Below are 16,372 nucleotides of genomic sequence, written 5' to 3'. Positions count from 1 at the left end.
ATGTTGTGGGCCTGCATACTGCTGCCGCAGCTGGCGCTGGACGCCGTCCTTCGGCGTCTGGAAGAGCCGCAGGCGCCGCTGGTGTTGGTGGAAGGGCCGGCGCAGTTACGTAGCCTGCATTCGGTCAACGCAGCGGCGTCCGCAGCCGGTTTGAAAGCAGGGATGCGGCTGTCGGCGGCGCATGCGCTGATGGCCGATGTGCACACCATCGATTACGACGCGCAGGCTGAGGCGCGCACGCAGCGGTTTCTTGCGGCCTGGGCGTATCGGCATAGTTCGCTGGTGAGCCAGCAATGGTCGCGCGCCATCGTGCTGGAAGCCGGCGCCAGTTTTCGGTTGTTCGGTCCGTGGCCGCGTTTCGAGCGCCGCCTGCGCGATGAGCTGCAGGCGTTGGGCTTCCAGCACCGGCTTGCACTGGCGCCCACGCCGCGCGCCGCACGCGTGCTGGCCGGCTTGCGTGATGGCATGGTCGTGACGCAGTTGCCGGCCTTGCACAGCACGCTCGACAAAGTGCCGGTACGCCGTGCCGCCTTGCCTGACGATGTGGGTGAGCGCCTGCAGCACATGGGCGTGCGCACGCTGGCTGCGGTGCGGGCGTTGCCGCGCGATGGGCTGCGCCGGCGTTTCGGTGCGGGTTTGCTCGATCACCTGGACCGCCTCTACGGCCAGGTCGACGACCCCTTGGAGTGTTACGCACCGCCAGATCATTTCGACCAGCGTGTGGAACTGGGCTACGAGGTGGAAATGCATCCGGCGCTGCTGTTTCCGCTGCGGCGTTTGATCGGCGATCTGTGCACGTATCTGTCCATCCGCGATGGCGGCGTGCAACGGTTCTTGCTGCGACTGGAGCACGAACAAGGCGCCACCGATGTCGAGATCGGCCTGCTGACGCCGGAGCGTGCGCCCACGCTGTTGTTCGAGCTTGCACGCAACCGGCTGGAGCGGGTGGAGATCCCGCGCCCGGTAGTGGCGATGCGCCTGCTGGCGCGGCAGCTGCCACCGTTCGTGCCGGCCATGCGCGATCTGTTCGATCAGCGTGCGCAGCAATCGGTGGAGTGGCCGCAGCTGCGCGAGCGCCTGCGTGCGCGGCTGGGCGATGAGGCGGTGTATCGCGTGCTGCCGGCCAACGACCCGCGCCCGGAACGCGCATGGCGGCGCGCTATCGGCGATGCGGTGCGCGAAACCGATGCACCACCGCGCCCGCCGCGCCCCACCTGGTTATTGCCACAGCCGGTGCCCTTGCACGATGCGCAGTTACGCATCGTCTCCGGCCCGGAGCGATTGGAAAGCGGCTGGTGGGACGACGACGAAGCACGTCGCGATTACTACGTGGTGGAGACCGCACGCGGACGCCGGGCCTGGGTATTTGCCGCGCCGGGCCGTGTCGAAGGCTGGATGCTACATGGGTGGTTCGCATGATCCGACGCATGCCCCTGCGGCAACCGAGCACTGCTTGTCGGGCTGGTCACCGCAGCGGTGCCGCAAGCATCCGATGCCACGCAGGGAAAGAGCAGCTGCAACGAGGCGATCTGCGGCTCACTGGACAGATGGTGTGGTGGCAGCGCGATATTGAAGATGTGCGCCCATGAGCTGGGACGACGCCGTAGACGGTGTTGACCGCGATACGCCCGGCGGGCGCATGCCGCGTGCGTGGAATGTGGCAGCGCGATTGCGCGCGGCCAATGACGACATCAGCCATGCGGCGGTGGCCGATGGCCTGCCTGCGTATGCCGAACTGCATTGCCTGTCGGACTTCTCGTTCCTGCGCGGCGCCTCCAGTGCCGAGCAGTTGTTCGCACGCGCGCAGCACTGCGGTTACAGCGCGCTGGCCATCACCGACGAATGCTCGCTGGCCGGCATCGTGCGCGGCCTGGAAGCCTCGCGCGCCACCGGCGTGCGCTTGATCGTCGGCAGCGAATTCACCCTGGTCGATGGCACCCGCTTTGTGCTGCTGGTGGAAAACGCGCATGGTTATCCGCAACTGTGCGCGCTGATCACCACCGCGCGCCGTGCAGCAAGCAAGGGCACATATCGGTTGGGGCGTGCCGAGGTGGAAGCGCAGTTTCGCGATGTCGCACCCGGCGTGTTCGCGGTGTGGATGCCCGGCGCGCAGCCGCAGGCCGAGCAGGGTGCCTGGTTGCAACAGGTCTTCGCCGAGCGTGCATTCCTGGCGGTGGAACTGCATCGCGAACAGGACGATGCCGCGCGGTTGCTTGCCTTGCAGTTACTGGCGCAGCAGCTGGGCATGAGCGCGCTGGCCAGCGGCGATGTGCATATGGCGCAGCGCCGCGAGCGCATCGTGCAGGACACCTTGACCGCCATCCGCCACAGCTTGCCGTTGGCCGAGTGCGGCGCGCACCTGTTCCGCAACGGCGAGCGCCATTTGCGCACGCGCCGGGCCCTGGGCAACATCTATCCGGATGCGCTGTTGCAGGCCAGCGTTGGGTTAGCGCAGCGCTGTACCTTCGATATTTCCAAGCTTGAATACACCTATCCGCGCGAACTGGTGCCGGAAGGGCATACGCCGGCGAGCTATCTGCGGCAGCTCACCGAAACAGGCATGCGTGAGCGGTGGCCGAATGGAACGCCGGCAAAGGTACGCGCCGACATCGAAAAGGAATTGGCGCTGATCGCCCACAAAAATTACGAAGCATTCTTTCTCACCGTGCAAGATGTGGTGCGCTTCGCACGTGATCAGCACATCCTGTGCCAGGGCCGTGGGTCTTCGGCCAATTCGGCGGTGTGTTATGCGCTGGGTATCACCGCAGTCAATCCGGATGAAACCCGTTTGCTGATGGCAAGGTTTCTCTCCGAAAAACGCGACGAGCCACCGGATATCGACGTCGATTTCGAGCACGAGCGGCGCGAGGAAGTGCTGCAGTACGTCTACACCAAATACGGCCGTGAACGCGCTGCGCTGGCGGCGACAGTGATCTGCTATCGCGGTAAAAGCGCGGTGCGCGACGTGGCCAAGGCGTTCGGTCTGCCACCGGACCAGATCGCCTTGCTGGCCAATTGCTATGGCTGGGGCAATGGCGAAACGCCGATGGAGCAGCGCATCGAAGAAGCCGGATTCGATCTGGCCAATCCACTGATCAACAAGATTCTTGCGGTAACCGAACACCTGCGCGATCACCCGCGGCATCTGTCCCAGCATGTCGGCGGATTCGTCATCTCCGACGAACCCTTGTCGCTGCTGGTGCCGGTAGAAAACGCGGCAATGGCCGATCGCACCATCATCCAGTGGGACAAGGACGATCTGGAAACCATGAAGCTGCTCAAGGTCGATTGCCTGGCGCTGGGCATGCTCACCTGCATCCGCAAGACATTGGAGTTGGTGCGCGGCCATCGCGGGCGCGATTACACCATCGCCACGCTGCCAGGCGACGACAAGCCGACCTACAAGATGATCCAGCGCGCCGACACGGTGGGCGTATTCCAGATCGAATCGCGTGCCCAGATGGCGATGCTGCCGCGGCTCAAGCCTGCGGTGTTCTACGATCTGGTGATCGAAGTGGCGATCGTGCGGCCCGGGCCGATCCAGGGCGACATGGTGCACCCGTATCTGCGCAGGCGTCAGGGCCGCGAAGAAGTGAACTACCCGTCGCCGGAGGTGGAAGATATTCTCAAGCCGACGCTTGGTGTTCCGCTATTTCAGGAGCAGGTGATGGAGCTGCTGATGCATGCCGCCGAATACACAGAGAGCGAAGCGGACAATCTGCGTCGTTCAATGGCAGCGTGGCGCCGTGGCGGTGACATGGAGCAGCACCGCACGCGCGTGCGCGAACGCATGCAGAACAGAGGCTACGCCTCCACCTTCATCGACCAGATCTTCGAGCAGATCAAAGGCTTCGGCTCCTACGGCTTCCCGCAAAGCCACGCCGCCTCGTTCGCTAAGCTCGTCTACGCCAGCTGCTGGCTCAAACGTCACGAACCTGCAGCCTTCGCCTGCGGCTTGCTCAATGCGCAGCCGATGGGCTTCTATTCGGCCAGCCAGATCGTGCAGGACGCGCGCCGCGGCAGTCCTGAGCGCGCGCGCGTGGAGGTGTTGCCGGTGGATGTGCTGCATAGCGTCTGGGACAACACGCTGGTCGGTGGCCGGCCATGGTGTAGCGACGAAGACCCTGGCGAACAACCGGCGATCCGTCTGGGCATGCGTCAGGTCGCTGGATTATCGGAAGTAGTGGCAACGCGCATTGTCGCCGCACGCGCGCAACGGGGCTTCGCCGATATCGGCGATCTGTGCCTGCGCGCCGCACTCGACGAAAAAGCGCGCCTCGCTCTGGCCGAGGCCGGCGCCTTGCAAGGCATGGTGGGCAACCGTAACGCCGCGCGTTGGGCCATGGCCGGCGTGGAAGCGCGGCGGCCGCTGCTGCCTGGTAGCCCCGAAGAGCGCCCGGTGGAATTCGAGGCGCCGCGCGCAGGCGAAGACATCCTGGCCGATTACCGCTCGGTCGGCCTGAGCCTGCGCCAGCACCCGATGGCGCTGCTGCGCCCGCAGATGCGGCAGCGACGCATCCTCGGCCTGCGCGAGCTGCAAGGCCGCAGCCACGGCAGCGGTGTGCATGTCGCCGGCCTGGTCACCCAGCGCCAGCGCCCGGCCACTGCCAAGGGCACCATCTTCGTCACCCTGGAAGACGAACACGGCATGATCAACGTCATCGTCTGGTCGCACCTGGCGCTACGCCGCCGCCGCGCACTGCTGGAATCGCGCCTGATGGCGGTGCGCGGCCGCTGGGAACGCGTGGACGGCGTGGAGCATCTCATCGCCGGCTATCTGTACGACCTCAGCGAGCTGCTCGGCGAAATGCAACTGCCCTCGCGCGATTTTCATTGAGTATTTGCCGGCAAAATCGACCAACACCGGCATCGCGTTACGGTCACGATTCCAGACCTGGTCTATCGGCATCCATCATCCGCAGTTGTGGCCGTCCTCGACCACATTGCCCTGCTGCCAGCATCGCCGCATGGCGCTGTGTTCGCTGTGGCGTTGCAGTGTTCCATGCGCGACGCGCAGCGCTCTGCGCAGGCGCGCAAAATCCAATGGCGCTGCGGCTTGGCGCCCAGTGATGGCGATGGCGTCGTCACGCCAGGGCATGCAGCGGGCTAGTGACTTTCAAGCGGCCTGTACGACACCATGGCGGGCGCAGTTGCGCTGACCCATTCCTTTCCCACGAGGCGATCATGAAGTTGGAGGTTTTGTTTGACCAGTTGCATACCTTGCCCACGGTGCCCAAGGTGGCGCAGGACCTGATTCGTCAGTTCGATGATCCGAACACCAACATCGATGTGTTGGCGCACACCATCGAGCGCGATCCGGTGATCGCCGCCAAGGTGTTGCGGCTGGCCAATTCGGCGCGCTTCCATGGCCTGCGCGATTCCACCAGCGTCGAAGACGCGGCGATGCGGTTGGGCTTCAACACGCTGCGCACGTTGGTGCTGGCCTCGTCGATGACCGGCGCGTTTCATGCCGGCCCCAGTTTCGATCTCAACGCCTTCTGGCGGCACAGTTTCGGCGTGGCCGGCATCTGCCGCTTGCTGGCGCGCCAGCATGGGCTCGATCCGGAAACCGCGTTTACCTGCGGCATGATGCACAACATCGGCGAGTTGCTGATCCAGTCCGGCGCGCCGGAATACGCCAGCCGCATCAACCACGACACCTCCTCTGCCGGTCATGCGGCCGAAGAAACCCTGCAGTTGGGGTTCGGTTACCCGGAAGTGGGCGCCGAGCTGGTGCGTCGCTGGCAGTTGCCTGCGGTGATCCAGCAAGCCATCGCCTATCAGGTCCGCCCGGCCGCCGCACCGGAAGGCGCGTTGATGCCGCTGCTGCTTGCCCAGGCCGTGCATGTGTCAGACGCACTGCGCGCGCACGATGGCGACATCCCGGCGGCACTGGAATCGGCGCGCGGGCCATTGATGGACACGGTGGATCTGGACGCGTTGTTCGCCGAGCTGCCGGAGGTGATTGAGGCCTACCTGGCGTTTGCCGAAGCGCTGCGTTGAGCGAGCAGTTGCAGTGATGCGGTAAGACGCACTGCGATCAGACCGGCGCGCGCACGGAACACAAGCGCGCCGGTACCCGAGTGATCCATGCGCCGCCGATCGCCAGCCGCGTTCGCCTGATCAAGACGCGGTCGTTTTTGCAAGCAGTCACCGGTCACTGCAGTACGCGTCTTGCAAGCCAGGCGCGTGCTGCGGTCGATTCGATCGTGCAGTGCGCTGCTGACTCTCCCGGCGCAACGTCCCGCGTACTCCACCCGCCATGACAGGCACACTGTCACGCCGCGACGCAGCTGGACGGAACCGCGCACAGGCGCTAGCGTGGTCCGGATTTTTTGCCACAGGGGAACTGCCCATGAGCCATGACGCGCAACCGCGCCAGCTCACCTTCCGTGCCGTCGTGTTGTCCATCGTGCTGGCGGTGGTGCTTTCGGCCGCCAATGCCTATCTGGGCCTGTTTGCCGGCCTGACCATCGCCACCGCCATTCCGGCAGCGGTCGTCTCGATGGGCGTGCTGCGCCTGCTCGGCGGCGGCACCATCCTGGAAAACAACATCGTCCAGACCGGTGCCTCGGCGGGGTCGTCGATCGCGGCCGGGGTGATATTCACCATTCCCGCGCTGGTGATCATGGGCTATTGGCCCGACTTCAAATACTGGTGGGTGCTCGGCATCGCCGGCATGGGCGGCTTGCTCGGGGTGCTGTTCTCGGTGCCGTTGCGGCGCTCGATGATCGTCGAAGACCCGCTGCCGTTCCCCGAAGGCAAGGCCGCGGCCGAAGTGCTCAAGGCCGGTGCAAACCCCGGTCCGGGTCTGAAGATCCTGGCCATCTCCGGTGCCATCGGCGCACTGGTCAAGCTGGCTGCGGCCAGCGGCCTGCGGGTGATCCCGGACACCTGGGCGCAGGCCACCTACCTCGGCAGCAGCCGGCTGGTGGGGTATCTGGGCACCAACCTGTCGCCGGCGCTGCTGGGCGTGGGGTACATCGTCGGCTTGAATGTCGGCATCGTGGTGTTGTCTGGCGCGATCCTGTCCTGGCATATCGCCATCCCGCTGTATCAGCAGTTCTTCATGGGCTCGGATCCGGCATTGGCGCAGAGCCTGATCGATGCACCGGCGGCCGACGCGGCATTCGCCATCTGGGGCGCGAAGATCCGTTATCTCGGTGTCGGCGCGATGTTGATCGGCGGAGTGTGGACGCTGTTCTCGCTGCGCAAATCGCTGTTGTCCGGGGTCAAGAGCGGTTTTGCCGCCGCGCGCAAGAGCGGTGGCGGTGTGGTCGCCGAGACCGAGCGCGACCTGCCGATGAAGTGGATGCTGGTGGCGCTGGTGCTGTGCACCTTGCCGTTGCTGGGCCTGTATCAGGCGATCGTGCAGCAATGGCACGTGTCGATCCCGATGACGATCATCATGATCGTGGCCGGCTTTCTGTTCGTGTCGGTGTCCGGGTATCTGGCCGGGTTGATCGGCTCATCCAACAACCCTGTTTCGGGCATCACCATCTCCACCATCCTGTTCGCCTCGGCGGTGCTGGTGCTGCTACTCGGCAAGGACGGTCTGGTGCCGGCCGGCATCGGCGGCGCGCCGCTGGGCGCGGTGGCGGCCATCATGATCGGTGCGGTGGTGTGCTGCGCGGCGGCGGTGGGCGGCGACAATCTGCAGGATCTCAAAGCCGGTTATCTGGTCGGCGCCACGCCATGGAAGCAGCAGCTGATGCTGGGCATCGGTGCGTTCTCCTGCGCGCTGATCATGGCGCCGGTGCTGAACCTGTTGGCGCAGGCGTACGGCATCGGCCCGGCCACCCCGCAGCATCCCAACTCGCTCGCTGCACCGCAGGCCACGCTGATGGCTTCGGTCGCCAAGGGCTTGTTCGGCGGCGAGCTGCCGTGGGCGATGATCGCCATCGGTGCCGGCGTGGGCGCGGCGATCATCGCGCTGGACGAATGGCTAAAGAAAACCGGCAAGCGCTTCCGCGTGCCGGTGCTGGCCGCGGCGATCGGTATCTATCTGCCGTTGGAACTGATGGTGCCGATCTTCATCGGTGGCCTGATCGCGCACCTGGTGGAACGCTTCCACAAGATCCGCGCCGACGACGAAGACGGCCGCGATCGTGTGCATCGCCCGGGCGTGCTGTTCGCCGCCGGCCTGATCACCGGCGAGGCGCTGATGGGGATCGCCATTGCGGTGCCGATCGTGCTGTCCAGCCGCGCCGATGTGCTCGCGTTGCCGGCCGGCTTGCAGCTCAACCAGTGGTTCGGCCTGGCGATCCTGGCCCTGGTCGGCTGGCTGCTGTATCGCGTTGGCAAGCGCGGCGAACGGACCGCCTGAGCGTGATGCAGCATTGAGGCATGCGCTTGCACGCCTCATCCCGACGGACACGCATCGCTGATGCGTGTCCGTTTTTCGTTGTGGCGTTGCGATCCAGTGCCGCTGCGCCGCACGCGCAGCGAGATGCGCCGCTTCGGTCTTCCGTCGTCTTTGCGTTGGCTTTACGCGCTACACAGGCGCCATGCATAGCGACTTTATGCCGCTGCTCCGTATCGTGCCGTCTCCCGCACGGATGGTGCGCCACGGCTACTGCATGCCTCGATCGATCCCGATGACACCCCGCGACGCAGGTTCTCGCACCGCGTAACGCTGCGATGGATGTCAGTGAAAGTACTACTCACATCACGCTGTGCAACATCGGCTTGCGGTTGCGGTCGCTTTTGTCATGGTTGGCCCCTATGGGCCTGCAGACGCCTATAAGATCGATTGGCAGGACGTCGTCCGTTCGGCGGCCATGCAGTCGTTCTACCTCCACGTGCATTTCCCCCTCCCTAACGCTGACCGTTCACACGATCTGTCCAGCGTCTTGCCATGGAACCACTGCAATGCTGACTGCTATCTCCAAGCGCTCCACCCGCGCACCACGCGCACCGTTGTTGGCCATCGCACTGACCGGCGTGCTGTGCAGCCTGGCGCTGCAGGCACAGGCACAAGACGCCACCGAGGCGGCGCTGTGTACCGATCGCCCGACCAAGGCCAATTCCACCTGCACCGTGCCCACCGGCGCCTGGCAGCTGGAAACCGATATCGGCAGCTATACCCGCGACAGCCAGCCCGGCACGCGCATCGAAACCTCCTATTTCACCAATCCCACGCTCAAGTACGGCGTCAGCGACCGCATCGATCTGCAGCTCAACTGGGCGCCGCAGCTGCAGGTCAAAACCACCGATCGCGCTACCGGTGCACGCAGCAGCCTGAGCGGCGGCGGCGATATCTTTCTGCGGATGAAGGCGCGTTTCTACGAAAGCGACACCGCCAGCGTGGCGTTGCTGCCATTCGTCAAGGCACCGACTGCGCGTACCGGCCTGGGCAACGACGAGTGGGAAGGCGGCGTCGCATTGCCGATCAATTTCGTGTTGCCCAATAGCTTCTCGCTGACCCTTGGGCCGGAGGTGGATTGGCTGGCCGACAGCGATGGCAGCGGCAACCATGTCGCCATCGTCAATGCGATCAACCTGGCGCATCCGCTCACCTCGAAGTTGTCGATGGCGGTGGAAGTGTGGTCCTCGATCAATCGCGACCCCGCCGAAACCATCGAACAGTATTCGGCCGACATCGCCGCTGCGTATCTGATCAACCCGCTGTTGCAACTGGATGTGGGCGCCAACTTCGGCCTCAACGACCGCACCCCGGACGCGCAGGTGTATGTGGGGATGTCGCACCGCTTCTGATGCGCGCAACGCGCACTGCGCACACAAAAGCCGCTGCGGTCCGCGCCTGTGCGGACTGCAGTGTTCCGCAGGTAATCGCTTCAGATATGTAATAAATAGCCGGTGCGGTGCGACACTATGCCGTCAGTCTGCCGGGCATGCCGGTGCCGGTCTCGCCAGAGGTACGTGGGCCGGGGAGGGGAGTGACAGAAAGTGGGCAGTCATGCTGCCTCTACTGCTCGTCCTGCCAGCGCCTTGCAGCATCCAGATCGGAATGCCGGGCGCAATGCAGGGCGGAATCTCCTGATCGAGGTGTTGCAACGTGGAAACGAAATCGAAGTTGCCGGTCCTGGGCCGGGCATTGCTGCTGGTGCTGGGCATGCTGATCGCGCTGGTGGGTGTGATCTTTCTGCTGGGTGGCGCGAGGTTGGCCAGCCTGGGCGGCAGCTGGTACTTCCTGCTGATGGGCCTGGCGACCGCCGTGGCAGGTGTGCTGATCGTGCTGCGTCGGCCGGCCGGTGCGCTGTTGTACGGCGTCGCGTTCGTGCTGACGCTGGTATGGGCGCTCTGGGATGCGGGGCTGGATTTCTGGCCGCTGATCTCGCGGCTGATGCTGCCTGCGGTGTTCGCTGTGCTGGTGGCGCTGGCCTGGCCAGCGCTACGGCGTAGCCGGGCGTTGCCGACGGGGCGCACAGCCTATGGCGTGGCGACGGTGCTGGCGCTGGCGGTACTGGCCGGTATCGGCGGCATGTTCGTGCCGCATCCGCCGGTTGCAGGCAACGCGGGGCCCGGCATGACAGCGGTGCCGCCTGGAAGCGTGCAACAAAACTGGTCCGCCTACGGCAATACCGACGGCGGCAGCCGCTTCGCTGCACTCGACCAGATCAACCGCAGCAACGTCGACCGGCTGCAGGTCGCCTGGACCTACCACACCGGCGAGATCGCCCACAGCGACGGCAACGGTGCCGAAGACCAGCTGACCCCGCTGCAGGTGGGCGAGAAGGTATTCCTGTGCACACCGCACAACAATCTGATCGCGCTCGACGCCAGCACCGGCAAACAGCTGTGGCGGCGCGAGATCAATGCGACCTCGTCGGTCTGGCAGCGCTGCCGTGGCCTGGGCTACTTCGACGCCGATGCCGCGTTGCCGGCGCCGAGCGTGGCCAATCCCTCGCCGATCGCCGCAGTGACGGTGGCGCAGGATGCAAACTGCCGTCGCCGCCTGTTCACCAACACCATCGATGGCCGCCTGATCGCGGTGGATGCGGACACCGGTGCGTTCTGCCAGGGCTTCGGCAGCAACGGTCAGGTCGATCTCAAGGCCGGCCTGGGCGCCGCGCCTGATCCGTTCTACCAACTGACCTCGCCGCCACTGGTGGCCGGTACCACCGTGGTGGTGGGCGGACGTGTAGCCGACAACGTGCAGACCGACATGCCGGGTGGCGTGGTGCGTGGTTTCGATGTGGTCACCGGTGCGCAGCGCTGGGCCTTCGACCCGGGTAATCCGCACGATCGCCAGGCGCCGGCTGCCGGCAGCAGCTATGTGCGCAGCACGCCGAACGTGTGGGCACCGATGTCCTACGACGCGGCGATGAACACCGTGTTCCTGCCGCTCGGCGGGCCGTCGACCGATCTGTACGGCGCCGAGCGCACCGCGCTCGATCACCGTTACGGCGCCTCGGTGCTGGCGCTGGATGCCACCACCGGTGCGGAGAAGTGGGTCTACCAGACCGTGCACAACGATCTGTGGGACTTCGACCTGCCGATGCAGCCCAGCCTGATCGACTTCCCCAACCAGGACGGCAGCCACACCCCGGCGGTGGTCATCGGCACCAAGGCCGGGCAGATCTACGTGCTCGATCGCGCCACTGGCAAACCACTGACCGAGGTCAGGGAAGTGCCGGTGAAGGGCTCGGATATTGCGCACGAGCAGTACGCGCCGACCCAGCCGCTGTCGGTCGGCATGCCGCAGATCGGCACCAAGCACCTGACCGAATCGGACATGTGGGGCGCCACTGCGATCGACCAGATGCTGTGCCGCATCGCGTTCAAGCAGATGCGGTATGAAGGCCTGTACACCGCGCCGGGCACCGATGTCTCATTGAGCTTTCCCGGTTCGTTGGGCGGTATGAACTGGGGAGGCCTGTCGACCGACCCGGTGCATGACGTCATCTTTGCCAACGACATGCGCCTTGGCTTGTGGGTGCAGATGATTCCTGCCGACACCCGCAAGGTCGAGGCGGCCGGTGGTGGCGAGGCGGTCAATACCGGCATGGGCGCGGTGCCGCTGAAGGGCACGCCGTATGCGGTCAACAAGAACCGCTTCCTGTCGGCGCTGGGCATTCCGTGTCAGGCGCCGCCGTACGGCACGCTCAGCGCGATCGACCTCAAAACGCGCAGCATCGCCTGGCAGGTGCCGGTCGGCACGGTGCAGGACACCGGCCCGTTCGGCATCAAGATGCATCTGCCGATCCCGATCGGCATGCCGACGCTGGGCGGCACGCTGTCCACGCAGGGCGGGCTCGTGTTCATCGCCGGCACCCAGGACTATTACCTGCGCGCATTCGACAGTGCCACCGGCAAGGGACTCTGGAAGGGCCGCCTGCCGGTCGGCAGCCAGGGCGGGCCGATGACCTACGTCTCGCACAAGACCGGCAAACAGTACGTGGTGATCAGTGCCGGCGGTGCGCGGCAGTCGCCCGATCGTGGCGATGACGTGATCGCCTACGCCTTGCCTGACGCGCGCTGACACACCGCCCACGCAGGACCACGTCGCCAGCTGCGTTGGAGCGGCCAACAAACGTAGCAAGCGCGCCTGACGGCTGCGCACTGGTTGTCAGCCGTTGTTGACTGCAACCCGATGGCCGGGTGCCTGGCGCATCCGGCCAACGGTCCCGTTACCGCAGCGGCGCTTTGGCATCACCGCCCTGCATCGCCACCGCTGGCTGTGCACGCTGCCCCGATCAGAGAACCACGATGCATCGTCTGTCTTTCTTCCCGCGCCGCAGTGCGCTGGGCTCCGCCTTGCTGCTGGCACTGCTGGCACTGCCGGCCACCGCTGTCGCCGCCGGCGACACCACGCTGACCGGCGACTGGGGTGGGCGTCGGTCCGCCTGGGCGGAGCAAGGCGTGAGTGTTCGCGGCGACTACGTGTCCGAAACATTTGGCGTGGTGGACGGCGGCTACGAAAAAAACAGTGCGCGCTATGCGCAGCAACTGCGGGTGGGCGTGGATCTGGACATGGCCAAACTCGCCGGCTGGGACGGTGGCAGCCTGCATGTCACCATCAACGACCGCCGCGGCCGCAGCGCCTCCGCCGACCTGGTCGGCAATCGCTTCCCCATCCAGGAAGTGTATGGAGGCCAGTACACCCGCCTGAGCGAGTTCAGTTACGACCGCAGCTTCAATCAGGGCCGCACGTATCTGAAAGTGGGCTTCTATGCGATGGGTAACCAGTTCGCCTCGCACACGCTGTTGGTGAACTTCGTCAATGCCGCATTCTGCGCGCATCCGCTGGCGTTTTCGGCCAACAGTGGCTGGTACAACTACCCGGCCGCGCGCTGGGGCATCGAAGGCGCGCGCCAGCTGACCCCGCAGCTCAACCTGCATGCCGGCTGGTTTCAGGTCAACCCGAATCTGGGTTTCGGCGCCCGTGACACCTACGCGTTCAAACCGTTCGCCAGCGGCACCACCGGTGCGATCTTCCCGCTCGAATTCACCTGGAAACCGGCCGCCTCGCGCTATCCAGGCGTGTACAAGTTCGGTGGCTACTACGATTCCTCAACGGTCGCCAGGCGCGGGCTGGACACCAGCCGCAGCACCGGACGCGACGGCGCCTATCTGTTGGCCGAACAGAAACTGTTCACTCCGGGAGCGGATGCCAGCATCGGCCTGACCGGGTTCGCCCAGTACATGGCCAGCGACCACGACAGTGCGCTGATGACACGTTGGTATTCGGTCGGCGGTGTGTATCAGGGCATCGGCGCACGCACGCAGGACCGCATCGCACTCGGCTATGTGGCCGGCAGGATCAATCATCGGCTGCTCGATGCACGCCGCGTCGCGTTGATCGATGCCGGCGTGGCGGCCGATTCGCCACTGGCTGGCCTGAGCGCTGCCGAAGAGCTCTACGAACTCGCCTATAGCGCGCAGATCACGCCGTGGCTGATGCTGCGTCCGGACGTGCAATACATCATCAACCCCGGAACCTACGCCTATACCCGCACGCACAACGCACTGGCTGTTGGGCTGCAGGCCAAACTCACGTTCTGAGCGCGACCTGCGCCGTGGCGCCGTGCGCATTGCCAAACCGCGCAATGCGCACGGCGCGCATTGCGCCCCTGCCGGACGCGGTAACGTGCGGCGCCTGCGGGCGCATGACCTCCTACCTTTGCGCGTGCGCTGCAGCAACGCCTACCATCGACGTTTTGCCGTTGCGGGAACTCTCGATGAAGCTTCGTTACGCCGTGCTGCCCCTGTGTCTGTTGGCCGCCTTGCCAAGTCTTGCCGCCGCGCGCGGTTTCGATGTGCGCGACATGGTGGCATTGGACCGTGTGTCCGCACCCACGCTCAGCCCCGATGGCAGCGTGCTGGTATTTGCCAAGCGGCAGGCCAAGAGCAGCAACGGCAAGCCGGCCACCGGTCTGTGGATGCGCAATCTGCGGACCCGCGATGCAGCGCCGCCCAAGCGGCTGACTCCGGAAGGCTGGAACGTCAACAGCCCGGCGCTGTCGCCGGATGGCAAGACCGTGTATTTCCTCAGCAGCAGATCCGGCACCCAGCAGCTGTACGCGCAACCGCTGACCGGCGCTACCCCGCAGCAACTCACCGCGTTTGCGGTGGATGTGGACAGCTACAAGCTCTCGCCCGATGGCAAGCGCATTGCCTTCAGTGCCGGCGTGTTCCAGGACTGCGGCTCGGATCTGGGTTGCACCAAGACCAAGCTCGCCAGCGTCAAGAACGCCAAGGCCAGCGGCGTGGTGTACGACCAGTTGTTTGTGCGGCATTGGGACACCTGGAACGACGGCCGCCGCAACACGCTGTTCGTCGCAGACCTGCCTGCCGCCGGCGCCAAAGCGGTGATCGGTGCCTCGGCGATCAGCGCCACGCTGGCCGGCGATGCGCCGTCCAAGCCGTTCGGCGGCAATGACGATTACACCTGGTCGCCCGATGGCAGCAGCGTGGTGGCCAGCGTGCGCGTGCCGCAGCCGCATGGTCCTGAGGCAGGCAAGAATGCAAAGGCCGGCAGCAAGCCTACCGGCAACGACGAGCCGTGGCAGACCAACTTCGACCTGTACCGGCTGGATGCGGCCGGCAAGTCCGCACCGGTCAATCTGACCGCTTCCAACCCGGCCTGGGATGCCGGCCCGGTGTTCAGCACCGATGGCAAGACGCTGTACTACCGCGCAATGAAACGCCCCGGTTTCGAAGCCGACCGCTTCGGCCTGATCGCGATGGATGTCGCCAGCGGCAAGACCCGCGAGATCGCGCCCAAATGGGACCGCTCGGCCGGCGAAATCGTATTGAGCGATGACGGCGCCAGCCTCTACACCAGCGCCGACGACCTCGGCGAGCACCCATTGTTCAAGATCGATATTGCCAGCGGCGATGCGACCAAGCTGGTAGGCGAGGGCAGCGTGCATGCGCCGACGCTGGCCGGCAACACGTTGGCGTTTACACGCAATTCGTTGAAGAGCGGCGACCAGGTATTTGTCAGCGATGTGCAAGGCCAGGGCCTGCGTGCGATTACCCAAAGCGCCGGCGAGCTGCTGCCCGATGTGCAGTTCGGCGACTACGAGCAGTTCCAGTTCAAGGGCTGGAACAATGACACCGTGCATGGCTACGTGGTCAAGCCCTACAACTATCAGGAAGGCAAGACCTATCCGGTGGCGTTCCTGATCCACGGCGGGCCGCAGGGCAGCTTCGGCAATGGCTGGAGCAACCGCTGGAATCCGCAGACCTATGCCGGCCAGGGCTACGCGGTGGTGATGATCGACTTCCACGGCTCCACCGGTTACGGCCAGGACTTCACCGATGCGATCAGTCAGCATTGGGGCGACCGCCCGCTGGAAGACCTGCAGAAGGGCTGGACCGCGGCGCAGAAGCAGTACGGCTTCCTCAACGGCGACAAGGCCTGCGCGCTGGGTGCCAGTTACGGCGGCTACATGGTCTATTGGATGGCGGGTAACTGGAACCAACCATGGAAATGCCTGGTCGATCACGATGGCGTGTTCGACAACCGCACCATGGGCTACGCCACCGAAGAATTGTGGTTCAGCGAATGGGAAAACGGCGGCACGCCGTGGCAGAACCCGGCCGGCTACGAGAAGTTCAACCCGGTGCTGCACGTGGACAAGTGGAAAGTGCCGATGCTGGTGATCCACGGCCAGCAGGATTTCCGCATCCCGGTCGAACAAGGCCTGGCCGCGTTCACCGCGCTGCAGCGCAAGGGCATCGACTCCAAGTTTCTGTATTTCCCGGACGAGAACCACTGGGTGCTCAAGCCGGACAACAGCGTGCTGTGGCACGACACCGTCAACAGCTGGCTGAAGCAGCATATCGGCCAGTGATGCTTCACCCGGCACCCCGCCTGGTGCGGGGTGCCGGGCAATCACTGCCTGGATCCTGTGGTCGGTCGGCGCGATCGATCCTGCAGCGGCCATGTCTGCAGCCATTC

8 protein-coding genes are annotated in these 16,372 nt (G+C 65.2%); all 8 read left to right on the top strand.

Going from position 1 to position 16,372, the window contains the following annotated elements:
- The 8 genes from AC1PLU_RS16475 to AC1PLU_RS16440 all read left to right on the top strand — a co-directional run bounded on the left by AC1PLU_RS16475 (window position 1) and on the right by AC1PLU_RS16440 (window position 16,265).
- On the top strand, window positions 1-1,419 hold the full coding sequence (locus tag AC1PLU_RS16475) for a Y-family DNA polymerase (RefSeq protein ID WP_481093646.1): 1,419 nt from the start codon (window positions 1-3) through the stop codon (window positions 1,417-1,419).
- 166 nt (window positions 1,420-1,585) lie between these two features.
- Complete coding sequence (locus AC1PLU_RS16470; protein ID WP_481106771.1) at window positions 1,586-4,837, top strand: error-prone DNA polymerase; 3,252 nt, start codon at window positions 1,586-1,588, stop codon at window positions 4,835-4,837.
- A 347-nt stretch (window positions 4,838-5,184) separates the two neighbouring features.
- Complete coding sequence (locus AC1PLU_RS16465) at window positions 5,185-6,003, top strand: HDOD domain-containing protein (RefSeq protein ID WP_043889015.1); 819 nt, start codon at window positions 5,185-5,187, stop codon at window positions 6,001-6,003.
- A 352-nt stretch (window positions 6,004-6,355) separates the two neighbouring features.
- Window positions 6,356-8,326 carry an OPT family oligopeptide transporter gene (locus AC1PLU_RS16460; protein ID WP_104550511.1) on the top strand — a complete coding sequence of 657 codons (1,971 nt, stop codon included), beginning with the start codon at window positions 6,356-6,358 and terminating at the stop codon, window positions 8,324-8,326.
- A gap of 545 nt (window positions 8,327-8,871) precedes the next feature.
- Complete coding sequence (locus AC1PLU_RS16455; RefSeq protein ID WP_427926509.1) at window positions 8,872-9,717, top strand: transporter; 846 nt, start codon at window positions 8,872-8,874, stop codon at window positions 9,715-9,717.
- Between the two features lie 301 nt (window positions 9,718-10,018).
- Entirely contained in the window at window positions 10,019-12,445 is a 2,427-nt protein-coding gene (locus AC1PLU_RS16450; protein WP_481106770.1) for a glucose/quinate/shikimate family membrane-bound PQQ-dependent dehydrogenase, read from the top strand.
- A 227-nt stretch (window positions 12,446-12,672) separates the two neighbouring features.
- A complete protein-coding gene (locus AC1PLU_RS16445; protein WP_481106769.1) occupies window positions 12,673-13,968 on the top strand; it encodes a carbohydrate porin in 1,296 nt (431 codons plus the stop codon).
- 176 nt (window positions 13,969-14,144) lie between these two features.
- Window positions 14,145-16,265, top strand: a complete 2,121-nt coding sequence (locus AC1PLU_RS16440; protein WP_481106768.1) for a S9 family peptidase — start codon at window positions 14,145-14,147, stop codon at window positions 16,263-16,265.
- The last annotated feature ends 107 nt before the right edge of the window (window positions 16,266-16,372 follow it).

It is taken from the genome of Xanthomonas sp. NCPPB 2933 (genome assembly GCF_056725225.1).
The sequence above is the reverse complement of the archived record's forward strand: the minus strand, read 5'-3'. Positions and strand labels throughout refer to the sequence as shown.